This is a genomic window from Cobetia sp. Dlab-2-AX (genome assembly GCF_024124625.1).
Taxonomy (GTDB): domain Bacteria; phylum Pseudomonadota; class Gammaproteobacteria; order Pseudomonadales; family Halomonadaceae; genus Cobetia.
In genome coordinates this window covers 80,636-104,667 of the sequence record NZ_JAMXRV010000006.1, presented here as the reverse complement: position 1 = coordinate 104,667, position 24,032 = coordinate 80,636, and the positions used below count along the sequence as shown (strand labels likewise).

At 61.9% G+C, this 24,032-nt stretch carries 17 protein-coding genes; 9 read left to right on the top strand and 8 right to left on the bottom strand.

Annotated features, from left to right (window positions below):
• Positions 1–150: 150 nt before the first annotated feature.
• The 4 genes from NH396_RS11520 (at position 151) to NH396_RS11505 (ending at position 5,481) form a co-directional block, all read left to right on the top strand.
• Complete coding sequence (locus tag NH396_RS11520; protein WP_253063781.1) at positions 151–1,062, top strand: LysR family transcriptional regulator; 912 nt, start codon at positions 151–153, stop codon at positions 1,060–1,062.
• Positions 1,063–1,196: 134 nt separating this feature from the next.
• On the top strand, positions 1,197–2,561 hold the full coding sequence (gene pepQ / locus NH396_RS11515; RefSeq protein WP_253063770.1) for a Xaa-Pro dipeptidase: 1,365 nt from the start codon (positions 1,197–1,199) through the stop codon (positions 2,559–2,561).
• Positions 2,562–2,903: 342 nt separating this feature from the next.
• A complete protein-coding gene (locus NH396_RS11510) occupies positions 2,904–3,962 on the top strand; it encodes a hydrolase (protein ID WP_176677088.1) in 1,059 nt (352 codons plus the stop codon).
• A gap of 349 nt (positions 3,963–4,311) precedes the next feature.
• Positions 4,312–5,481, top strand: a complete 1,170-nt coding sequence (locus NH396_RS11505) for a dicarboxylate/amino acid:cation symporter (protein ID WP_253063768.1) — start codon at positions 4,312–4,314, stop codon at positions 5,479–5,481.
• 167 nt (positions 5,482–5,648) lie between these two features.
• Here NH396_RS11505 and msrA read toward each other — a convergent pair whose 3' ends face one another.
• Complete coding sequence (msrA, locus tag NH396_RS11500; RefSeq protein ID WP_131432038.1) at positions 5,649–6,287, bottom strand: peptide-methionine (S)-S-oxide reductase MsrA; 639 nt, start codon at positions 6,285–6,287, stop codon at positions 5,649–5,651.
• A 49-nt stretch (positions 6,288–6,336) separates the two neighbouring features.
• Here msrA and NH396_RS11495 point away from each other — a divergent pair, with 49 nt between their 5' ends.
• Positions 6,337–6,813 (top strand): YchJ family metal-binding protein, encoded by a 477-nt coding sequence (locus tag NH396_RS11495; RefSeq protein WP_253063766.1) that lies wholly within the window; start codon positions 6,337–6,339, stop codon positions 6,811–6,813.
• 188 nt (positions 6,814–7,001) lie between these two features.
• On the opposite strand, the gene NH396_RS11490 is transcribed toward NH396_RS11495, so the two are convergent.
• From NH396_RS11490 to NH396_RS11480, 3 genes are all read right to left on the bottom strand, one after another.
• Positions 7,002–11,189 (bottom strand): translocation/assembly module TamB domain-containing protein, encoded by a 4,188-nt coding sequence (locus tag NH396_RS11490; RefSeq protein WP_253063764.1) that lies wholly within the window; start codon positions 11,187–11,189, stop codon positions 7,002–7,004.
• A gap of 92 nt (positions 11,190–11,281) precedes the next feature.
• A complete protein-coding gene (locus NH396_RS11485; RefSeq protein ID WP_253063762.1) occupies positions 11,282–13,273 on the bottom strand; it encodes an autotransporter assembly complex family protein in 1,992 nt (663 codons plus the stop codon).
• 154 nt (positions 13,274–13,427) lie between these two features.
• Positions 13,428–14,624: a hypothetical protein gene (locus tag NH396_RS11480; RefSeq protein ID WP_253063760.1), complete on the bottom strand. Its 1,197-nt coding sequence runs from the start codon at positions 14,622–14,624 to the stop codon at positions 13,428–13,430.
• Positions 14,625–15,309: 685 nt separating this feature from the next.
• On the opposite strand from NH396_RS11480, the gene NH396_RS11475 reads away from it, so the two are divergent.
• A complete protein-coding gene (locus tag NH396_RS11475) occupies positions 15,310–15,894 on the top strand; it encodes a Fe-Mn family superoxide dismutase (protein ID WP_253063758.1) in 585 nt (194 codons plus the stop codon).
• Between the two features lie 440 nt (positions 15,895–16,334).
• Positions 16,335–17,462, top strand: a complete 1,128-nt coding sequence (locus NH396_RS11470; RefSeq protein WP_253063756.1) for an alcohol dehydrogenase family protein — start codon at positions 16,335–16,337, stop codon at positions 17,460–17,462.
• 190 nt (positions 17,463–17,652) lie between these two features.
• Here the strand turns inward: NH396_RS11470 and NH396_RS11465 are convergent, their stop codons facing one another.
• The 3 genes from NH396_RS11465 to mtnA all read right to left on the bottom strand — a co-directional run bounded on the left by NH396_RS11465 (position 17,653) and on the right by mtnA (position 21,197).
• Positions 17,653–18,939 (bottom strand): nucleotide sugar dehydrogenase, encoded by a 1,287-nt coding sequence (locus NH396_RS11465; RefSeq protein ID WP_253063754.1) that lies wholly within the window; start codon positions 18,937–18,939, stop codon positions 17,653–17,655.
• Between the two features lie 3 nt (positions 18,940–18,942).
• Positions 18,943–19,827, bottom strand: a complete 885-nt coding sequence (gene galU / locus NH396_RS11460; RefSeq protein ID WP_054556681.1) for a UTP--glucose-1-phosphate uridylyltransferase GalU — start codon at positions 19,825–19,827, stop codon at positions 18,943–18,945.
• Between the two features lie 185 nt (positions 19,828–20,012).
• Positions 20,013–21,197 (bottom strand): S-methyl-5-thioribose-1-phosphate isomerase, encoded by a 1,185-nt coding sequence (mtnA, locus tag NH396_RS11455; RefSeq protein WP_253063744.1) that lies wholly within the window; start codon positions 21,195–21,197, stop codon positions 20,013–20,015.
• Between the two features lie 270 nt (positions 21,198–21,467).
• On the opposite strand from mtnA, the gene ubiG reads away from it, so the two are divergent.
• Together ubiG and NH396_RS11445 are read left to right on the top strand one after the other, a co-directional pair.
• Positions 21,468–22,184 (top strand): bifunctional 2-polyprenyl-6-hydroxyphenol methylase/3-demethylubiquinol 3-O-methyltransferase UbiG, encoded by a 717-nt coding sequence (gene ubiG, locus NH396_RS11450; protein WP_306424409.1) that lies wholly within the window; start codon positions 21,468–21,470, stop codon positions 22,182–22,184.
• A gap of 2 nt (positions 22,185–22,186) precedes the next feature.
• Positions 22,187–22,867, top strand: a complete 681-nt coding sequence (locus NH396_RS11445; protein WP_253064045.1) for an HAD-IA family hydrolase — start codon at positions 22,187–22,189, stop codon at positions 22,865–22,867.
• A gap of 216 nt (positions 22,868–23,083) precedes the next feature.
• Here NH396_RS11445 and NH396_RS11440 read toward each other — a convergent pair whose 3' ends face one another.
• Positions 23,084–23,848, bottom strand: coding sequence for a YciK family oxidoreductase (locus tag NH396_RS11440; protein ID WP_253063740.1), 765 nt, complete (start codon positions 23,846–23,848; stop codon positions 23,084–23,086).
• Between the last annotated feature and the right edge of the window lie 184 nt (positions 23,849–24,032).

The window sequence follows — 24,032 nt, the reverse complement described above, 5'->3', positions numbered from 1 at the left end:
GCCATTGCCCACGATGATAGAAGAAGATTCAGCGTGGCACCGGGCCCCGATGACGCATCCTCAAGATACTCTGGTGTGACACGTCCGAAGAGATGTGCGCCCGACCTCCTGACATGGCCTGTTCCCAGGCCGACGAGGCACTCCGATTACATGGAAATTCGCTGGCTCGAAGATTTCATCGTTCTGGCTCAGACCCGACATTTCTCGCGGGCTGCCGATGCACAGAATGTCTCTCAGCCCACCTTTTCCCGCCGCATCAAGTTGCTGGAAGAGGAGATGGGCACCACCTTGATCAATCGTCAGACCCTGCCGCTGTCGCTCACTCCCGCCGGAGACGAGTTTCTCCAGCTGTGCGAGCAGATCACCGAGCGCGTGCGCATCACACGCGAACGCCTGCAGGACATGGCCCAGCAGCAAGCCAGCAAGATATCGCTGGGGGCACCGCAGTCTCTGGTGTCGCACTTCCTGCCTGATTGGCTCGATCAGCTTCAGCTGCGTGAACAGGTGCTGCCCTATCTGCGTGCCACCGGCTGGCTGGCGGCCGACTATTTCCACGGCCTGGATCGCGGCGAATGTGATCTGGCGCTGTGCTATTGGCCCCAGGCACGGGTGGACCTGGGCTTTGAGCTGGACAGCTACCAATACCTGGTAGTCGGCGAAGAAACCTTCATTCCGCTGTGTGCGCCCGGCGCGGATGGTAACCCCCGCCATCAGTTGCCGGGCACACGGCGCAATCCGCTGCCGTTCATCAGCCCGCATCCGCGCGCCGTCGTCGCCACCTCGCTGATGGCGCATCTCGCTCAGGTCCCGATTCAGGCGCACCTGGTCACCATGAACGAGAATATCCAGGCGGCCAACATCAAGGCGCTGGTGTTGCAGGGCTATGGCATCGGCTGGTTGCCGCAGCGACTGGCCTCAGAAGAAATCGCCTGCGGCAAGCTGGTGCGTGCCGGTGACTCGCGCTGGAATCTTGGCCTGCATATTCGCCTGTATCGCCCGCGCGTGCCGCGCCACGACAGTGTCAGTGAACTCTGGCACCAGCTGGAAGCCCATTTCTCGTGAGTCATCCGGGCAGGAGGGGCGCAGACGCTGATTCAGCGACGCTCTTGCCTCCCCTTCTTTCATTCTCCATCACCTCACGCCATTGACGCTCACTTCTCCATGCCAGGCGTGACGACCGTTTGCAAGGAAACATGATGTCCGACAGCCAGCTCAACGACCCGACCATCACCCACGCCGCGGCACACCGCGCCCATCTGGCGGCGCTGCAAACAGGCTACGAAGTCGCCATGCAGCAGCACGATCTGGACGCCATCGTCCTGCACAGTGGCAAGCCGAAGCGGCATTTCGCCGATGATCAGGACGCCAGCTTCAAGTCGCATGCCCATTTTCTGCATTGGGTGCCGATGGCGGGTCTCAGCGATAGCTGGCTGGTGATCCGCCCGGGTGAGCGTCCGACGCTTTATCTCTATGCCCCCGATGACTTCTGGCATCTGTCACCCAGCCTGCCGACGCCGGACACTGCGCCATGGGCCGAGCATTTCGAGATCGTCCATCTGCGCAAGCCGACACTGCCACAGCGTCCCGAGGGCCGCGTGGCGCTGCTGGGTGAAATCGCCGAGCTCAACCCGCAGGTGGTCAGCGAATTTGAGGCACTGCCCAACCCGTTCGGCCTGGTGCGCCAGCTCGACGAGGGGCGCGTCTGCAAGAGCGAATTCGAGATCGCCTGTCTTGAAGAAGCCAGCCTGCGCGCCGCGCGTGGCCATCTGGCTGCCCGACGTACCTTCATGGAAGGCGGTGCGGAGCTCGATATCCAGTTGGCCTATCTTGGCGCGTCTCGCCAACGGGAATCGGATGTGCCTTACGGCAATATCGTGGGTCTCAATGCGCATGCCGCGGTTCTGCATTACCAGCATTATGGTTTGCAGGCTCCTGCTGCCCGTCACAGCCTGCTGGTGGATGCCGGCGCCAGCGTGCACGGCTATGCCTCTGACATCACGCGCAGCTGGGCGGGCGACGATGCGCTGCCGCTGTATCGCGCCCTGATCGAGGGTGTGGAGGCGCTGCAGAAGCGTCTGATCGCAAGGCTCGCACCCGGCGTGGACTACGTCGATCTGCATCTTGAGATGCATCGCGAGCTGGGTGAGCTGCTGCGGGAGCTGGGCGTGGTGTCGCTGCCCGCCGAAGATCAGGTTGCACAAGGGATCACGGCAGCCTTCTGTCCGCATGGTCTCGGGCACCTCCTGGGGCTGCAGGTCCATGATGTGGCGGGCCGCATTCCTGATCACACCACCGGCGATATCCGTCATCCGCCGCAAGGTCACCCGATGCTGCGCCTGACGCGTGTGCTGGAGGCCGGCATGGCCATCACCATCGAACCGGGTTGCTATATCATCCCCATGTTGCTGGAGCCGCTGCGCAACGATGCACGCGGTGAGCATATCGACTGGAAGCTGGTCGAGGCTTTGGCTCCGCATGGTGGTGTGCGTATCGAGGACAATCTGGTCATCACCGCAGACGGTGCCCTCAATCTGACACGCAGCCCGGCGACAGGTCTGTAATCAGGCCTGTCACGACGCCGTCGGCCCCTCGCTGTAACACTTGCGGTCACGTCTGCCTCACGCCGCCATGGGTCCTGTGCCGATGGCGGCTTTTTGTCGCGTGACCCAAGGCTGAGTATTCGAGCGCCAGGCCGGGAATGTGATCCAGGGCGAGCTAGCCCCATTGGCGTCGATGCGTATGCTGCACTGCGACTAGCGATTGGCGTCGCCAAGTGAAATGATGCCAACGACATCCGTGTAGAAATTCCTGTCAGATCTTGCTGCAGGCCACCGCCATCAAGGGCATGCCCATCACCCGATCACCAACGTCATCGCCCAGGCCTGCCACTGGAGCTACCTCACATGCCGCACTCCATCTTCACGTCAGAGTTTCGCCCTGCCCTTGGCCTGCGCAATCGCCATGTCCAGACCTTGTTGCCCCGCCTACTGCCCCGCGCGCCCCTGAGTCGTCGCACCGAGATTCTCAATCTTCCCGATGGTGACTTCGTCGAGCTCGCCTGGGTCATCAGTGACGGTCATGAAAAGCGTGAGCGTACGACGGCCCTGAGCGAGGATGCGCCTCTGTTCGTGCTGTTTCATGGCCTTGAGGGTGACTTGAGCTCGCCCTACGCCCGTGAGCTGCTCAACGCGGCCGCTCGAATGGGCTGGCGACCGGTGATGATGCATTTCCGTGGCTGCGGGCAATCTCCCAACCGCCTGCCACGCGCCTATCACAGCGGGGATACCGCAGACGCCTATTGGGTGCTCGGCGAGCTCGGGCGACGCTATCCGCACGCCATCAAGGTCGCCTGTGGCGTATCGCTGGGCGCCAACATGCTGCTCAAGCTGGTGGCTGAACAAGGCGGTGATGGCCTGGACCTGGCTGGCGCGATCGCCATCAGCGCCCCGCTGGATCTGGCGGCCAGCGCGGATGTGCTCAATCACGGCTTCTCACGCCTTTACCAGCGCCATCTGCTCAAGGGCCTGAAGGCCAAGGTGGCGGCGAAGCTTGCCAATGGCCCGCTACCCATCTCGATCGGAGCGCATCAGTTGACCCAGCTGAACAGTTTCTGGGCCTATGACAACGAAGTCACCGCGCCCCTGCATGGCTTCACTTCGGCGAGTGATTACTACACGCGCTCCTCGGCGGGCCGTCTGCTGAGCGAGATCGAACTGCCGACGTTGATTCTGCAATCACTGGATGATCCCTTCATGCCACGCGACCTGTTCGCACGCTTCCACCAACCCTCCGAGGCCGTGCGTATCGAGCTCAGTGAGCGCGGTGGGCACGTCGGCTTCGTCGAATGGCGCCGTGGGCGACTGAGCTCCTGGTTGGCTCGCCGTGTCAGTCAGCAACTGGAGGCCTGGAGCGGGCTGCCCAAGCCACAAGCGCAGGCCGAGGTGCAGAGCGAAGCGCACTGAGCTATCTGTACTGAGCTACCTGCATTGAACTGGCGGGCATTGAACTGGCGGGCTTGACTGCCACTCAGGCACCACCACGCATTCCCCTCCCTGGTTGCCTTGTCCTTGGGGCATTTCTTGCCTCTTTTTGCTTCTTCCACCCTTGCTTGCCTTCCCACCCTCAGATCCGGTGGGAAGCCCTGAGCCCTGACTACGACCGTATGCGTTTTGGGTAGTCAAATTTAGAGCATTAAAAACGATAACGGTATACGGGATGATGGAGTGAAGGATGACACGGATCACTGTCACGATTCAGGGAGAATGGTAGACTGCGCGCCCATCCTACGTTCAAGACTCTACTGGCCTGATAATGAACCTGATTTTTCGCCTGGTGCTCGGCATCGTGGCTGGCATACTGCTGGGACAATGGGCTCCTGAATCCCTGATCCGCGCCCTGCTGACCTTCAAGGTACTGTTCGGTGAGCTGCTGGAATACGCCATTCCGCTGATCATCCTGTTCTTCATCATGAGCGGGATCGCACGTCTCGAGCGCTCCTCGGGCCGTCTGCTGACCCTGACCATCGTGCTGGCCTATGCCTCGACGACGCTGGCAGGCCTGTTGGCGGGCATCGTTGGCCTGGAGGTCGTGCCGCATATCGTGCAACAGGACCAGCTGCCGGTCAGTCATGCCATCAAGCACTTGAGCCCCTACTTCACGCTGGATATTCCGCCACTTACCGATATCAGCACCGCGCTGGTGACGGCCTTCCTGTTCGGCATCGGCATTTCCGCCACCGAGCATGACGGCATGCGTCAGCTGGCCGACGGTGGGCGGGACATCGTCGAGCGCTTCATCGCCAAGGCGTTGATTCCTGCCCTGCCGTTCTATATCGCCGGCCTGTTCTGCGAGATGACGATCGCGGGCACGGTGGCCAATACCCTCAAGAGCTTCGGCATGATCCTGCTGCTGGCGCTGACCCTGCACTGGCTGTGGCTGAGCTTGCTCTACGTCACCAGCGGTACCAGTACCGGACGCTCGCCCATGAAGGCGCTGGCCCACATGCTGCCCGCCTACTTCACTGCGGCCGGGACCATGTCTTCCGCGGCCACTATTCCGGTCACCGTGCGCCAGATGCACCTCAATCACATCTCGCCGTCCGTGGCGAGCTTTGCGGTGCCGTTGCTGGCCACCATCCACATGTGCGGCAGTGCCATCACGCTGACCGTGTGCGCCATTGGCGTGATGCTGGTCACTCCCTCATTGGCAACGCCTGAGCTCACCACACTGCTCCCGTTCATCGCCGCACTGGGCGTGACCATCATTGCCGCGCCCGGCTCGCCCGGCGGGGCCGCAGTGACCTCGGTGGGGGTATTGCAGAGCCTGCTGGGCTTCGATGCCGCCGCCGTCGGCCTGATGATGGCGCTCTATCTGGCGCAGGACAGCTTCGGCACCGCGTGCAACGTCACCGGCGATGGTGCCCTGGTGCAGTGGATCGATCGCTTTGCAGAAGCCGAGCAGGATCGTCAGCGCTACTGCTGACACCGTGCATCGCAGCGCCTGACCTAAGGCTGCTCCAGACAGAACAAAGCCTCATGGTGGCCGTGAACTTCGCGGCGACCATGAGGCTTTCGTGTTTCTCAGCGGTAATCTCTCAGCACAGTCTCATGGCAGCCATGTCCTGCCTGTCTTGAGACTGTGCCAGGCTGTCAGCCGATGGGACAGCTGATTCCCGTGCCTTTCAGACCGCAGTAGCCACCCGGATTCTTGGCCAGATACTGCTGGTGATATTCCTCGGCGTAGTAGAACTCGCGCAGCGGTGCGACCTCGGTGGTGATGCGGCCGAGACCGGACTGATCCAGCGCCTGCTGGTAGTCGGCCATGCTCTTCTCGACGATGGCGCGCTGGTCTTCGCGGGTGTAATAGATCGCGCTACGGTACTGGTTGCCGATGTCATTGCCCTGACGCATGCCCTGGGTCGGATCATGGGCCTCGAAGCTGGCCCGCAGGATCTCCGGCAGACCGATCACCGTCGGGTCAAAGATCACGCGTACGACCTCGGTGTGGCCTGTCTTGCCGGTACAGGTCTCTTCATAGCTCGGATTCGGCGTATGGCCGCCGGCATAGCCGACCGCCGTCACCTTGACGCCCGGCAGCTGCCAGAAGAGGCGCTCGGCTCCCCAGAAGCAGCCCAGCCCCAGCACGATCTCCTCACACTCACTGTCGAACGGCGGTACAATCGAGCGGCCATTGACGTGATGAACGCCGCTGATGCGAACCGCTTCACTGCGCCCTGGCAAGCTGTCCTGCGCTGAAGGAATGGTCTGCTTATCTTCCGTTATCCACATGGCGGACTCTCTCCTGTGTCGCGTCGTGCAATCGTGTATAGGTTCAATGATGTCATCTCTGCCCCCCAAGATCTGCCCCTGCCAGCCCAACAGCGCAAAGGCGCGACGCTACGCCGATTGCTGTCAGCCGATTCATGCTGACATCACCCGCGCCGAACGCCCCGAGCAATTGATGCGCGCCCGCTACAGTGCCTTTTGCCTGTCGCTCAGCGATTTCCTGATCGACAGCTGGGACCCGGCCCATTGCCCGGCACGCGCCGATCTCGAAGGTGCTGGCCCGCAATGGCTGGTATTGGAGATTCTGGACAGCGGACAAGATGCCGATACCGGCATGGTACGCTTTCATGCCACCTTCTTCGAGCAGGGAAAGTTCCAACAATTGCAGGAACTTAGCCGCTTCCATCACGATGGCCATCACTGGCGTTATGTCGACGGTGATGCCGAGTGGCAGACACTGACGCCAGGGCGCAACAGCCTGTGTCCCTGTGGCAGCGGCAAGAAGATCAAGCGTTGCTGCACTGCGTGACCGTCAGCGTCTTGTGCTGACGCGCGTGCGCTTGAGATTGAGATTGAGTTCTCGAGCATAAGCGTTGCGAGCCCTTCGAAACGAGCGCTTTGAGACAAGCTCATTGAAACGCCCCCTCCAAAACGAGACAGCCCCCACCGAACCTGTCGATGGGGGCTGAAGCTTAGGCAATCAATTGGCCTGACGTGTCATCTGTCCTTGCCGACTCTGGGCGCCAGCTCGCTGCGACCCAGCGAGAAGCTGTAGAGCAGATCCACGGCCTGCGCCGTGCCAGACACCGCTTCGGCATACAGATTGCGGAACAGCTTGTAGCGCAGTGTCAGCTCCGCGATCGGCGAGAACAGCCCGACGCCGTAACTGAGTTTCAGGTCCGGGGCGATATAGCCGCTGACCACCACCTGGCTGTCATCGCCGCTGCCGGAGCTGTCCAGACTCAGGTCGCGCACACCGAAGGTTTCCCCGATCTGGCCGACCACCTGACCACTTTGCGCCAGCGACATGCCGATCAAGGCGGACGTGACCGCACTGTCGCTGCTGGTGTCGCTGTCCAGGCCCTCACCGCGCAGCAGATAACTCAGTGCCGAGGACTCATCCATCGACGGGTCCGAGAAGATCTCGACGCTGGGTGACGAGGCAAGTCCGGTCACACGCACTCCTGCGGTCACGTCGTCCTCGGTGTTGTCAGGATCACGGATCGCCTCGATATTCAGACGGGGGCTAGAAGGCGGTCCGGCCAGCAAGACCTGCCCCTTGCTGATCTGCAGGTCCTGCCCGAAGCTCTTGTAGGTTCCGTCGACCAGATTGACCTCACCGAAAACCTGCACGCCGCCCTTGGACTGGCGCACATCGAGATCGCCTCTGAGCTTGGTCTTGAGCCCCATCGCCTCCAGGCGCGCATCCGGCCCGATATGGATGCCGATACGCACATCCAGCGCCATGCCGGCCTCGTTGAGCGCCTTGGCGGTATCGCTGCCATCGGCAAGCTCGGCCGGGTTGGAGGTGTTCTCATCACTGGGACGCTCGATGATGATGGTGTCACTGGAGGGTGACACGGCAGACGGCGGCACCTGGTCCACTTCGATGCGTGTCCACGGCACCTTGACGTCCCCCCGCAGCTTGAGCAGCGTGGGGCTGGCATTGATCTCGAGATCCGGCGCGACGCGCATGCGGCCGATCCCGGCGATATGCAGCTCGAGCGGATTCTTCGCACCGTCGAGGTTCAATGATGCCGTCCAGTCCTCAAGCGTCGGCCAGGCTGCCTCGCCATCGATGCCCCAGCGCGCATCATTGCCCACCAGATAGCCATCGATATCGGCACTGTTGCCATCGAAGTCGACGGTGAACTGGGCATCCGACAGCGACACCGGCAGGCCTTCGCCCTGCACCTTGACGCCGGTCAGCGCGATCGGGCCGGTCAGCGACGGCAGGCTCAGGTTGCCGCCGACCTCGACGTCACCCGCCAGATTGCCTTCCAGCTGAGTCATGCCCGCCACCAGCGGACGATACGGCGAGAGGTCGATGTCGCGAATGGCCAGCGAACCATCCAGCTGACCTGCGCCCGCCGGGTCGAGGACCGACACGGTGAGACCGATGCCGCCAGCGCTGTCGAGACGAATCTGGGTATCGAGATCGGCCTTGTCGGGCGTGGCCTCCAGCGCCAGTTGCAGGGTGGTCTCCGGCAGAGACCAGGCATTGCCGTCGGCGTCTTCGCCGGCCAGCGTCAACTTACCCGCCAGCTCCGCGTCAGCATTCCAGCGTTGGCCACCCTGCTTCCAGCTTGCCGTGATCTTGCCGCCCGTGGCACCGCCGATGGTCCAGCTCTCCGGCATGGCGCTCTGGGCCATGTCCAGCGGAATCCCCTCGAGCGTCACCACGGCCTGACCGTCATTGCCCGCGCTCAAGGGCTCGGCGACACAGATCTGGCCGCCCTGTTCACGACTCAGGCAGAACGGCTGCACCAGCACGCTACCCTTGGCGAGATTGGCATCGAAGCTCGCCGGCGTGTCGAAGTTGAAGTCCCCGAAATCAGTATTCGCCGTCAGCGGAGACAGCGCACCGCGATAATGCTCACGCGTCTTGTCGAGCCCACCTTTGAGAGTCAGCCCCAGACGAGACAGCGGCATCTCACCGGCCATCTCGGTATCGAACTGCAGGGTGTGATCGCTCAGGAAGCCTCCCAGCGTCAGCGCGACCGTCGCGATCTGCTGTCCGCCAGCTCTGACATCATCGGCATTCAGAGCGATATCCAGTGCCGGGTCATCGATCCCCCGCTTGCGGGCATCGACCCCGGCCGACAGCGCCAAGTCGGAGATACGGTTCTCACCGATCTGCAGACGCCGTGCGGTGAAGTTGCTGGCCAGCTGAGGCTTGTCGAGCGTGCCCGAGGCATCGATCTTGCCCTTGAGCTCACCCGCGATATCCGGCGTCAGGGTCGAGAGCGCCGGAAAATCGATGTTGGCCGCCAGGGTGATGGTCTTGGCAATCTTGCCTTTGGCGCTCAGCCGGTTCTGGCCCTGACGCAGCTCCAGCGCGTTGACGTTCCATTGCATGTCGGCATTGCCTGAAAGCTTGCCAGTCAGCGTGAGCGGACGCTCGAGCAAGGTGCCATGAATATCCAGCTTGCTGACATCCACGGCCCACGGACCTTGCTGCGGCTGTTGGAAGCTGGCCACGAGATTGCCACTCAGCTCACCACGCACGGCTTTCTGACCGCCTCCGGTCGGGGCCGGCAGCAAGTCCTCGGGATGCAGCTTGTCGAGGGCTAGCTCGGCCGCAACCTGGATACCTTCCTGCCAGTGAATCTCGCCGCGGGTGGTCGCGGAGCCACGCTTGAGGGCGATCTTGAGCGGCTGCCAGCGGTAATGCGCGAGATCACCGTCGCCTGTCAATGACAAGGTGGCGCGTGGAATGTCACGCCCCTCGATGATGGCATCCAGCGTGGTCGTATACCCCGACAGTGAGCCCTTGGCGACCAGCGCCAGATTCTCGACACTATAGTCAGGCGTCGAGGAGGCAGCGGCAGCGGTGCCGGACGTATTCTTGCCATCCTTGGCTTGAGTCGCTGTCTGAGCGCCCGTCTGCGCATCCGCGGGGGTGCCATCAGAGGCATCAGCGACGGCGGCAAAGGGCCAGGTGATCCGCTCGGAGCTCAGGCGCGCCTCGAAGGGAAGATCACTGTCCAGTACATCCGCGCTGGCCACCAGCTCAGCGGCAAGTGGGCCGTCGGCCTTGAGAGAGGCTTCAAGATCCGCCAGCGAGCCTTCCAGAGACAGGCGCAGCTTTTCATGACGCACGGGGTCAATCAGGGTCTCGGCATTGAGCGTGGCGCTCAGCGGATACTCGTCCTTCAAGGTGACCTGCGCCACGAGATCGGCGTTAACGTCGCGGGAATCGACCTCGAGACGCGAGAGCGTGATGTCATGCCCTTCCGCCTTGAGTGCCAGCGACAGGCGACTGACCTCATACGGGCTTGGCCCCTTGAGCGCAAAGTCTTCAATGGCGAGGTCGGGAACCTCGATGGTCAGCGGAAGATAGACTTCCGGCAAGGCGATGCGCCCGGCCTGTGCTGGCTCATCCGTGGTTTCAGCGGCAGTCGTGTCAGATACTTCTGCGGCGTCATCCGTGATGGCCTTGTTCGAGATGGTCTCATTCGAGATGGCCTTGGCGGCGCTCTCGGCTTGAGACGCCACGACCTGAGTGTGGACCACTTCACTTGCCGCTTGCTGAGCCTCAGGCGTGATGCTCACTCCCTCGAGGCTGGCAGTGTCTGACGTCGTTTGCGCCGCGGCGGCATCGGCGGGAATGAAACGACTGGTGATCAGGCGTGTCTCGCCAAGCGTCAGCGTACTCACTGACAGCGCGGCCGAGGTATGGAAATGATCAAAGGTGACGCGACTGCCATCCGCCAGCGCCAGGGCGAAGTCATCAATGGCGACCTTGCGCACCTCGATGGGAATCGGCACCACGATGGGCACGTTGAGGCTCTCACCGCTCTCCGCTTCCGGTTCAGTGCTGGCACCGCTATCGCTCAGGGTGATCGCGAGACCACTGGACTCCAGCGACTCGAGGCACAGCTTGCCCTTGAGCAGACAGTCCTCGCCCCAGACCAGTGACATCGAGTCGGCATTGACGGCCAGCCCCGGCAGGTCCAGCGAGACATCCTTGAGTGACAGCGCTTCCAGCGGTGAGCCGGAGGCCCGGGAATAATCGATGAAGCCACGCGAGCGCCCCTGATCGAGCACCAGCCCGGTGCCCCACGGAGACAGCACGCCCCCGACCAGCAGCATCGTCAGCCCGATCAGGAACACGAGCAGCCATATCAGCAACCGGATGACCAGGCCGCCCCGACGTACATAGGGATTAGACAATTCCAACATCTCCATATCTTTTTTATCAGCTCACCCGCTCAGCTGAGGGTCCTTTGCTGGCGCTTGATCCGCACGACACACGTTTTAGAGACGCGGCCCGCTCAGAATTCCGGCCCGATCGAAAAGTGAATACGGTAATCGTTGTCATCGTCATCGAAGGGATGGGCGATATCGAGACGAATCGGCCCCACCGGCGAGATCCAGCGAATCCCCATGCCGGCCGCCGTCTTGAGCTCGAGTGCGTCCCAGCCATTGAAGGCGTTACCGGCGTCGTAGAAGGTCGCGCCCCACCAGTCGCCGGTCAGGCGGTAATCGTATTCCAGGCTGCTGGTGAGCAACGAGCTACCGCCCTCCAGATCGCCGTCATCATCTTCCGGGGCGAGTGTTTCGTAGGAATAGCCACGCACACTGTTGTCGCCCCCGGTGAAGAAGCGCATCGAAGGTGGAATGTCATCAAAATTGTCGGTATCGACGTGGCCGACGCCCATGCGCGCGACGAACCGATGGTTGTCGCCGATGGAGCGTATCCAGTTGGTGTTGAACTGGGAGCGCAGGAAGGTCACGTCCGAGCCCCACAACTGATCGCCGTACTCGAAAGTCAGTTGTTGGCGGTCGCCCCACATCGGGAAGGTCTTGGGACGGGTGCGGGTACGATTCCAGCTTACGCCGGGATACAGCAGCAGCACGGCTCCGGATTCGTCCGCCTGGGTGTAGTCCTCATAGGTGGAACCGAAGAACACGCGCTGGGTCCAGCCATTGTCGAACTTCCATTCGCGGGTGAAGCGCACGGTGGTCTCGAGACTCTCGGTATCTTCATCGTCGGTGTTCGACATCCCGTACTCGAGGATATAGCTATCCTTGAGCGGGTCTTCGAGCGGCATGCGGTATTCGCCCTCGAAGGTCTGTTCCGGCGAGGACAGGAACAAGCTGTTGGTCAGGCTATGGCCATAGCGATTGACCCACGGCATCTCCCAGCTGAACTGCAGGCGTGGCCCGACATCCGTCGCGTAGCCGATACCGGTCTCGAACTTGTGACGGTCAGCGGGAATCAGGCTGATGTCCACGGGGATGATGGGGCCGTTGGCCGTCTTGACCGCGGCCTCCAGCGCATCGCCCGTCAGCACCGGCGTGTCGTTGCCAGCGGCTTCTTTAGTGCCAGCCACAGCGGAGCCAGCGTCATCAGCCTCCGCCTCGATTTCAGTCCTCTCGACATCGGCAAGCCATGACCCCTCATAGCCCTGTGCCTCGGCATAAGGGGTCTTGATCTCGCTGTCGGGGCTGGTGGTCTTGAGTTCGGCGCCCGGATTGAGCTGTGGCTTGATCGCGGCCGAGCGGAACCAGCCGGCCTCACTGAGCCGCTGGTTGAACTGGTTCAACTTGTCGGCTTCGTAATAATCTCCCGTCTTGAACGGCTGCATGGCCTTGACGCGATCCAGCTCTATCTGACTGTTGAGGTAGGTGATATCGCCAAAGCGGTAGCGCTGACCGCTCTGCATGACCAGATAGATGCGTGCCGAGTGCAGCCAGGGGCGTACCTCGATGCGCTGCTGGGAGAAGGAGGTGTCGAAATAGCCGCGTTCGAGGCTGAGCGACGTCAGAGTCGACTTGAGGCTGTCATAGCGTGAGTGACGCAGCACATCGCCTTCCTCGAGGTCGGCGTCGGCCAACACCTTCTTCATGACCTTGTCACGCGCGGCGTCGCCCTCGAGTCGCAGCTCCAGCGTCTCGATGGTGACCGGCTCACCGGCATCCACCGTCACGACCACATCATCGCCGCCCAGCAGCCCCTTCTCGGGATAGCGGAGCGTGATCTGGGCATCGTAGTAACCGAAGGCCTGCAGCGCTTCCTGGGTGCGCCGGATGATCTCATCCTCATAGCGCTCGGCCGGCGCATCGCCCTCGAGCGTCATCCCGGCCAGGAAGTTGACCACATTGGTGGCCGTCGCGCCCTTGACGCCCTTGACGGCGGCATCGATCGCCAGCGCCTGGGATGCGAAGCACAGACCGCCACACAGGATCAGCGGCGTCAGATAGCGATGCGGCAAACCGCGCGGCCCGGTCGCTCGAGCAGGCTCTTTGTTGTCGCCACTCATGATTCGTCCTTTGTTGAGTGCTGGTGGAAAGCACTGTCCATCGTTCCCGTTCATCATGTCGTGCGGCGCTCGGTCATCACGGGGCGTTGCACATGGCCTGCCTGGATGGCGGGCCACGCCATATCGTCGTTACTTGTATCCCTGCTTCACAGGCTCAACGGCGCTCTAGTCGATTGACGCGCTGTTCCAGTTCAGACACCTGACCCAGCAGTGACGCGACACGTCCGCTCAGCTGACGGCGGCTGGCATCCAGCGAGCGCAACTGCTCTCGTGTGTCGTTTGACGCCCCCTGTGAGCTGGCTTCCAGGCCGGCACTGAGCGCTGTCTGCTGACGGCGCAGCTCGCCCAGCTGGGAGGCCAGTGAGCGTTGCGCGGTCTCAAGCGCTGCCAGCTCGTCAAGCGGCGCGAAACGGCCCTTGAGCTTGCTGGCCAGTTCATCGCCATCAGCAGCCGCCACCGGCTCCGGCAGTGCCTTCAGCGTCTCGCTCAGTTGCTGCTGCGCTTGCTGCAAGTCACGCGTCTGGGTCTGTTGCGTGTCCAGGTCCGTCTTGAGTGCCGTGAGTCGAGTCTCGAGCGAGGCCAACTGCTCGGCGCTAACGCTTTCAATATTGCTCTCGATATCGCTCTGCAAGGTCTCGATGCGGGTAGCCAGCGTGTCCAGGGTGCTGGAGGTCTCGTCCACCAGCGGCTCGAGGTGTCCAAGCGTGGCCGACTGGGCGTCCAGGCGCGCGCCCAACGCTGCACGGCCATCACGGCTGAGCGATTCCAGCGCCGCCATCGAACCTTGCAGCGCCGTGATCAGGGTCGCGTGATTGTCACCTGTCTGGGCAAGCGTCGTGACGCGACCCTCCAGACGATCAAGCGCCTCGTCCATGGCGGTCAGACGCGCTTGAGCGCCATCCGCGTCCTTTGTCACCTTGTCTTCCAGCGCCTCGAGGCGCGCGACGGCCTCACTCGACAGGGACGCCTTGTCCTTCTGCAGGGTGGTCAGCGCCGGCAGCACAGTGTCATTCAACTGGCTGTCCAGGGCGCTGAGTTGCTCACCCAGCGCATCACGCAGTTCGCTCAGGCGCTCATCGCCCTGCCGCTCAAGCTGGGCCACGGAACGTTCGAGTTGACTGACGCGCGCGCCAAGCTGATCGCGTTGATCGCCCCCGAGGGTCTGCAGGTCATGTAGCTGCCACTGTTGCCAGCCCACCACGCCCCCCAGGGCAAGGAGGCAAAGCCACGTCGGCCAGCGTCTGGGCGCGGGGGGACGAGTGTGATGCACGCCAAGCGCATCGTCGGGACGCGCGACCAGCGCATCGTCCGGTGAGTCATTGAGAGACGGTTCAGCATTGTGCGGCCGCATTCTGGCTCCAGTTCCGGCAGTCAATCAGCAGCGAAAGGGGCAGCGCAGCATCTTCGGGCTTGTCGGTGGGCTCACTGGCCCCATCGCAGAAGATGCAAGACGACCGAAAGTGCGCTTTTTCGCGATACTGTATAAAAGTACAGTCATACAGGTGCTACAAAAGATAAGTCACGGTTCACGTACAGGAAATCGAGTCTAACAGCTGACCTCGGTCATCTCATCAGGTTCCCGCGATGGCCCGCCATCGAGGGCAGAGTGGCAGGAATGGGACAAGAGCCTGGCAATGAACGCGAGCCTTGCAAGACACTTGAGAGGATACCGCGGTCAGTGCCCACCGGCGTTGGCCTGTCGGTGTCTGGGTGCTATAGTGCCAGACACTGCGATACGCGCAGCCTCTGTCTTCGTAGCTATCTGGATTCACAAGGTTTTTCACGCTGATTGCACATTTCATGCGCGTAGCCACGGCATGAAGGATGCACGGCGAGTCATGCACTTTCGCCCTTGCCCGCTGCCTGAGCGGGCGGCCAGTTTCAGGGCTGGGAGTGATGCTGGTCGCGGAGCTTGAGACTGTGCTTGTCTGGCCCTACTCCATCACGCGATGGCAGGTCAGGCATTGAAATACTCAGCCCCAAGCCCCACGAAGGCAGAGTACGACCCAATTGGTGAGGAAAAGGAGCTGATCCCCATGGCATTTGAACTTCCAGCACTGCCGTACGAAAAGAACGCACTCGAGCCGACCATCTCTGCCGAGACCCTTGAGTACCATTACGGCAAGCATCACCAAGCCTATGTCACCAAGCTCAACAGCATGGTCGAAGGCACTGCTGACGCAGAAAAATCTCTCGAAGAGATCATCCAGAGCGCCCAGGGTGGTCTGTTCAATCAGGCGGCTCAGGTGTGGAACCACACCTTCTACTGGCACTGCCTGTCCCCGAATGGTGGTGGCGAGCCGTCCGGTCCGCTGGCAGACGCTATCGTGGCCAAGTGGGGCTCCGTTGCTGACTTCAAGGAAGCTTTCAACACTTCCGCCGCTGGCAACTTCGGTTCCGGTTGGACCTGGCTGATCAAGAACGCCCAGGGCGAGCTGGAAATCGTCAACACTGACGATGCTGACACCCCGATCGCCAAGTCTGGTCAGACTCCGCTGCTGACCGTCGATGTCTGGGAGCACGCTTACTATGTCGACTACCGTAATGCACGTCCGAAGTACCTGGAAAGCATCTGGAACATCATCAACTGGGAATTCGCTGCACAGAACTTCGCAGCCTGAGCTTTTCCAGATTGAGTTTGGCTAGACCGAGCTTTGCTAGCCTCAGGAAGCCGAGTCGTTTACCGCTCGGAACTCCAGCTGAGCCAAGGCATTCAACGTCACCCTGATATGACGCCTGAGTGCCCTGCTCTAAAAACCCCGCCACTTGGCGGGGTTTTTTTCGTTCAAGACAACGTCACCCTGCCGCGATCCTGCTACACGCAAGGCTTGGCTACGCTAAGGAATGCGCCGTCAGAAGAAGAATCTCGCCTGTCGACTTGCAAACCACGGCGTTGCCCCTATCTAATGATGTAGAAGTAGAACGTATGCTCTACTCGTTGCGTGCCTTTGATCGTTCACAGGGCCTCAACGACAAGAGACTCGACGGCATTGTTGGCACACGCTGCTTGAAATGCATTCTTTGACTGCACGAAATACATACTTTTAAAAAGGGAATACCGATGCCCACTGATACCTCGACCTCCTCACTGCCCGACTCCATGCTGGCGATCGTGACCACCGGCCATGGGGGTTATGAATGCCTCGAGACGCAGCAGCGCCCGGTGCCGACACCCGGTGAAGGCGAGGTGCTGATCAAGGTGCTGGCAGCTGGCATGAACAACACCGAGATCAATACGCGTCTGGGCTGGTATTCCTCCACGATCACCACCGCGACCCAACAGGCCAGCAGCGTGCATGACAACGCGGATGCAGAGACGGCGACTGACAAGCCGGCGCCGCCGGAAGGTGGCTGGAAGGGAGAGACGCCCTTCCCCCTGATACAGGGCACGGATTGCTGTGGCGAGGTGGTGGCATTGGGCCCGAATGCGGATACCAGCCTGCTGGGCAAGCGCGTGCTGGTACGCTCCTGCATGCGCAGCGAGGGCTGGGACTCACTGGAAAATGAATGGATGGGCTCGGACTTCGACGGCGCCTTCGCGCAATTCGTCAGCGTGCGCGCCAGTGAAGTGTTCGCGGTGGACTGTGACTGGAGCGATGTCGAGCTTGGCTCCCTGCCCTGCGCCTACGGCACGGCGGAAAACATGCTCGAACAGGCAGAGCTCAAGGCGGGAGAGCGTGTGCTGATTCTGGGCGCCTCGGGCGGGGTCGGTTCCGCCGCGTTGCAGCTGGCCAAGCGCCGCGGCGCGACGGTGTATGCCGTGGCGGGCGTCGCCAAGCATGAGGCTCTTGCAGAACTCGGCGCCGACAAGCTACTGGACCGCAAGGCCGACCTGATCGAGCATCTGGGCCACGAAAGCGTCGACCTGGTGGTCGACAATGTCGCGGGCGACAACTTCCCGATCATGATGAAGCTGCTCGCGCGTGGCGGCCGTCTGGTGACTACCGGCGCCATCGCCGGCCCGATGGTGACGCTGGACCTGCGCGACCTGTACCTCAAGAATCTGCGACTGCTAGGCACCACTGCCTGGTGTGAAGCCACCTTCCCCAATCTGATTCGCTATGTAGAGCAAGGCGAGATTCGCCCGCTGATCGCGGCCAGCTTCCCGTTGACCGAGATCGTCACTGCCCAACAGCAGTTTCTGAGTAAGGGCCACGTGGGCAAGTTCGTGCTCGAGCCCTGGGCTTGAAGACAGCCTGGCGGTCATCATGAAAAGCTTGGGCCCCATGATAAAAGCCTGACGCTCACGACAAAAAGCCCTCATCCGGTTCCGGATGAGGGCTTTTGCATACCGAGCACGCAAGGGTCAGCCTGAAGATGCATCAGTTTGAGAGAAAATCAACTTCAGAGCGCGTCAGCCTGTTCCACCGAGTTGCCCATCAGGGGCTGGCACGGCGGCCGATACCGCGATAGACCAGTCCCTGGCTTGCCACGTAACGCGGGTCGAAGATGTTGCGGCCATCGAGCACCAGGCCCGCGCCTAGCTCACGCTTCAGGCGCTGCCAGTCCGGGTTCCAGTAACACTTCCACTCGGTGACCAGCATCAAGGCATCAGCCCCCTCCAGGGCGTCATACATGTTGCCATCGACCAGCTCCAGCAACGGATGCGCGCCACAGGCCTCACCCAGCGCCGACAAGGCCGCGGGATCATGTACGCGAACGCGCACGCCCTGGGCCCACAGCGCTTCCAGCAAGGTCAACACCGGCGCATGGTCGATACGCGCGGTACCCGGCTTGAATGCCGCACCCCAGATCGCCACGGTACGGCCGCGCAATTCACCATCGAAGTGCTGCCACAGCTTGCGGAACAGCGTCTCCTTCTTGGCTTCGTTGATGTCGAGCACATGCTCGAGCAACATCGATTCACGCCCTGTCTGGTACTGGACATCAGCCAGACGCATCAGGTCACGCGAAAAGTTCGGGCCACCAAACCCACAACCCGGATAGAGATAGCCGAAGCCGATACGCGGATCGGCGCCCATGCCCTGACGCACATATTCCACATCGACGCCGAGGGAGTCGGACAGACCCGCCACTTCGTTCATGTAGCTGATACGCGTCGCGAGCATGCCGTTGATGGCCAGCTTGGTCAGTTCGGCGGCGCGGCGTGGCATGATCTGGAAGACATCTTCACGTCGGTTGAAGGCACGCAGCAGCTCCTGCACCCGCAGGGTGGCAGGTTCCGCTTCGCTGCCCAGCAACCAGCGGGCCGGACGCTCGAAGGTGGCCAATGAACGGCCCTCTTCCAGCATGTCCGGCAAGGCGACGGCGTACTGGTCGTCACGCGGGAGCAACGCCTCGAAACGCTCGGTCGTGCCCACCGGGAAGGTCGAGTTGTTGACCAGCACCAGCGGCTCATCCAGGGTCGCCACCAGCTGCTCGACACGGCTCAGCGCGCTTTCGCGCTGGTCCGGCGAGACGGCGATCCAGTGGATATCGATGCGCCGCAGTGACTCGAGCCCATCGATGAGGGTGAGATCGCCGCGCTCCCGATGGCGATCAAGGCGTTCACGCAGGCCTGGCTCACTGTTCAACCAGTCGACGTGTTCCAGGGCAGCCCAGTCCATATCCTCATGCGGCCACCACCAGACACGGTGACCCACGCTCGCCAGAGCGGCGCTGGCCGTTGCCGCCGCCAGTTCGCTTCCGTGCACCAGCACCTGCATGGCTTATTTCTCCTGGTAGCGAGTCAGCAGCTCGCGGAAGCCTTCACCGAAGGTCGGGTGACGCTTGGCGAAGGAAAGAGTCGCTTCAAGATAGCCCAGCTGGTGGCCACAATCGTAGGTGTCACCGGCCATGCGGTAGGCCGCGACGGCCTTGTCGTCACGCAGGGTGTCGATGGCATCGGTCAGCTGGATCTCACCACCGGCGCCCGGCGGAGTGTTCTCCAGAAGCTCGAAGATACGGCCCGGCAACAGATAACGGCCGATGACCGCCAGGGTCGACGGCTCGGTGCCCGGGGCCGGCTTTTCGACCATGCCATTGATCAGGGCGGACTTGCCGGCTTCCGGCGTGTCACCGTCGATCGCGACGATACCGTACTTGTAAGCCATGTCCTGCGGAACATTCTCGACCATGATCTGGGCGGCGTTGGTGGCTTCATAGGCCTCCATCATGCGCGCCAAATCATTCTTCTCGAGCCCTTCGCCATCAACCAGCACGTCCGGCAGCATGACGATGAACGGCTCATCACCGACGATCGGCTTGGCACACAGCACGGCGTGGCCCAGGCCCAGCGGCTCCGGCTGGCGCACGCTGATGATCTTGACGTCATCCGGGATGATGTTACGCAGCTGTTCGAGCAGCTCGAGTTTGCCCTTGGCTTCCAGGGTGGTTTCCAGCTCGAAGTGCTTGTCGAAGTGGTTCTCGATGGCGTTCTTGCTGGAATGGGTAACCAGCACGATTTCCTTGATACCGGCTGCGACCGCTTCTTCCACCACATATTGGATCACCGGCTTGTCGACGATGGTGATCATTTCCTTGGGGATGGCCTTGGAGGCCGGGAGGCAACGTGTGCCGAGACCGGCAACAGGCAGAACAGCCTTGCGTATCATGTAGCGTCTTCCTTGTGTCTATGTCGTGATGAGGACCATCGAAGGACCTCCACCGGGTTACTGCCGTCGAAGCCAATCAACGACCATCCTTCATCATAGGCAGAGATTATGCCAGTTTGATCAAGGAGTGCGAAATTCCTGCACTATCTGAGGCTTGGTGAGCGCGACCACCTTGTGGAGCGCCATCAGCGGCGCATGGCGCGCCCGAGCAGCGCACCGACACTGTCGCTATCGGGCGACTCTACCACGCCATGTTCCGTGACGATGGCATCAATATACTCATGCGGTGTGACATCAAAGACCGGGTTGAAGACATCGATGTCCTGCGGCGCGATCTGGCGACCACCCGCCTCACGCAGCTCGTCGGCGCCGCGCGTCTCGATGGGGATGTCCGCGCCACTGGCCAGGGTGCCATCGAACGTGGCCAGCGGGGCCACGACCATGACCTTGATGCCGTGGGCACGCGCCTGAACGGCCAGCGAGAAGGTGCCGATCTTGTTGGCCGTGTCGCCGTTGGCAGCAATGCGGTCCGCGCCGACGATCAACCAGCGCACCCCTTCCGGCGTCCGGGCCCCCTGCTGCATGATCAACGAGGCTGCGCCTTCCACGGCCAGCCGTGCGGGTATCTTCTCCTGCACCAGCTCCCACGCCGTCAGGCGAGAGCCTTGCCACCAGGGGCGTGTTTCGTTGACATGCACACGGCCAAGAATGCCCTGGGCGTAGGCGGTACGGATCACGCCCAACGCCGTACCGTGGCCCCCAGTGGCCAGTGCGCCGGTATTGCAGTGGGTCATGACCTCGCACTGCGTCTCGCCTTGCGCAAGGGAGGCCGCAATCACCTGGGCACCAAACTCGGCCATGCGCAGATTGTCGTCCAGATCCTGCTCATGAATGCGCACGGCCTCCTTGAGCAACGCTTCATACGGGGCCTGCGATTGGGTGGCGTGTGCGGCAATCACCTTGCGCATGCGATCCAGCGCCCAGAACAGGTTCACCGCTGTAGGGCGCGAGGCAGCCAGCACATCACAGGCACTGGCCAGGCGTGACGGCCAGTCGCCGGCCTCGCGGTTGATGACGAAAGCCTCCAGCGCCACGCCATAGGCGGCGGCGATCCCGATGGCCGGTGCACCGCGAACCACCATGTCGGTAATGGCAGTCGCGACCCCGCGTGCATCCTCAAGCAGCACCTCACGGGTCTCACCCGGCAGCAGGCGCTGGTCGAGCAACGCAAGCTTCACCGCCGGATGAGTGACATCAGAAGTGACATCATGAGTGACGCCAGCGCGGGCATCGGGCTGGACTACTGCCGTGTCTTCTTCCCGCGACGCACACTCCTGCTGGCTTACCCAGCGAATCGGAACCAGGCTCATGACCACTCCCCGTTGCTACATGACAATAATGACGACTGGCCATCACGTGTGGCGCGACGTCCTGCCCCATCGTAACGCAAGTGCCCGTCATGATGAGTTTTTTGCGCTGGACGCTGACCCGCGACGGCAGTCGGATTAGAATGGTGGAATCGTGCCCGAGGGTAAGGTGCCTGTACAGGCCTGCCATCTCCCGAACAGCACTTCCGTAACGGTAAGGATGCAAAGATGAGCGATAACGACACCCAGCAAGATGCCCAGCCCCAGGACCATCTGGGCAATGTCGATGCCAGCGAGATCGCCAAGTTCTCGGCATTGGCCAGTCGCTGGTGGGACCGTGACAGTGAATTCAAGCCACTGCATGACATCAATCCGTTGCGGGTCGACTATATCGACACCCACGCTGGCCTGGCAGGCAAGCGCGTGATCGACGTCGGCTGCGGCGGCGGCATTCTCTCCGAAGCCATGGCGCATCGTGGTGCCCAGGTGACGGGTATCGACATGGGTGAGGCGCCACTTTCCGTTGCCCGCCTGCACCAACTGGAGTCCGGTGTCGAGGTGGACTATCGCCAGACCACCGCCGAAGCCGCTGCAGAAGAGATGGCCGGCCAGTTCGACGTCGTCACCTGTCTGGAAATGCTCGAGCACGTGCCAGACCCATCCTCGGTGATCGCGGCCTGCGCACGGTTGGTCAAGCCCGGCGGCATGGTGTTCTTCTCGACCATCAACCGCAATCCCAAGGCGTATGCCTTCGCGATTCTCGGCGCGGAATATGTGCTGCAGATGCTGCCACGTGGCACTCACGAGTATCGCAAGTTCATCCGTCCGGCCGAGCTGGGTCGCTGGACACGTGATGCGGGCCTCAAGATGGAAGGCTCCAACGGAATGACCTACAACCCGCTGACGCGCAAATATCGCCTGAATGCCTCCGACCTGTCGGTCAACTACCTGATGCACACCCGTCGCCCCACAGAGGAAGAGCTTGCGTGAGCCTGCCGGCAGCGTTACCTCGTCCCGCCGCCTTGATCTTCGATCTCGATGGCACCCTGGTGGACACCGCGCCGGACCTGGCGCGCGCCACCAATGAGCTGCGTCAGCATCACTGCCTCCCCCCCCTGGAGTACGAGGTGATCCGTGCCGAAGTCTCCCACGGTGGCAGTGCACTGGTGACCCTTGCCCTGGGCCATGATCTCGACCATCCCGAGCATGCTGCCGAGCGCACTCGTCTGCTGGATTTCTACGCCCGCGATGTCGCGGCGCACAGTGTGCTGTTCCCGGGCTATGACGCCCTGATCGAGATCTGTCAGCGCGCAGGCCTGCCGTGGGGCATCGTGACCAACAAGCCCCGTCAGTTCGCCGAGCCGCTGATTGCCGCGCTCGAGCTTACGCCCGGCTGCCTGCTGTGTGCCGATGACCTGCCGGTCAAGAAGCCGCATCCAGAGCCTCTGTGGGAGGCGGCGCGCTGCCTCGGCGTCGATGCTTCCGAATGCTGGTACCTGGGAGATCATGACCGTGACATGCAGGCGGCGCGCGCAGCGGGCATGCTGGCGGTCGCGGTGCGCTATGGCTATGTGCGTGACGGCGATGACGTGGATGCCTGGCCTGCCGACGTATGGTTTGACACCTCGGAAGAGGTCGTCAATGCCGCACTAAGGGCAGCGGACTTGCGCTGACCGAGCGACACGCGCGAAGCTCACACGAATCAGTCCCCACGAGCAAGTGATCCGCAGCTGAATATCAGAAGATAGACACACGCAGCTAGAAACAGGCAGTTAGTAACAAGAACGCCGACGGCCATGGCCGTCGGCGTTCTTGTTGTGAGGCGTAACGACTGGCCCGCCTGGCGGCGTTACTCGTCATCCAGTGAGGAGATGACAGCTGACAATGGCTCAGACTTTCGGCGGCTGGGCATCGAACATCTCGCCGGTACGACCACGACTGTCCGGCCCCATCAACCACAGATAGGTCGGCATGATGTCGGCGGGCGTGCGCAGGGTATCGGGGTCTTCGGCCGGAAACGCCGACTTGCGCATCGGAGTCCGCGTGCCACCGGGATTGAGCGTATTGACCCGCACCTGACTGGTATTCTCCAGTTCCTGAGCCAGCATCTGCGAGAAGCCTTCCGTAGCAAACTTGGAGACACTGTAGGCGCCCCAGAAGGCACGCCCCTTGCGCCCGACACTGGAGCTTGTCAGCACGACTGAGGCGTCCTTCGAGGCCTTGAGCAACGGCAGCAATGCCTGGACCATCCAGATGGGGCCATTGATATTGACCTGCATGACCTGCTCCCACAGCGCCGGATCATACTGCTCGAACGGAGTGATCTTGCCCAGCAGGCTAGCGTTGTGCAGCAGACCATCCAGTCGACCGAACTCGCTGTGCAGGGTGTCAGCCATCTGCTGATAATCCTTTAGCGAAGCCCCTTCGAAGTTGAGCGGATAGATGGCCGGCTGTGGTGCTCCCAAGGCCTCGATCTCGTCATAGACTTCTTCCAGCTTGGCAATGGTTCTGCCCAGCAATATCACCGTCGCCCCATGACGCGCATATTCGACTGCCGCTTCACGCCCAATGCCGGACCCCGCCCCGGTCACCAGAATGATCCGCCCTTTCAGCATGTCGCCCGGGGCCTGATAGTCGATCTTGCACTCTGCCATGGTGATATCCCTGTCTGAGATCTGTCGTCAACGCCGATGAGAGTCACTGCCTCTTCACCGACAATACTTGCTTGGCCACATGAATCGAATGAAGCGCACTCGGGTCGCCTGCCGATGGCATAAGGCGCCAAGCGCCACATAAGACAAAGCCCGCACCTGGTAGAATACCAAGCGCGGGCTTTGC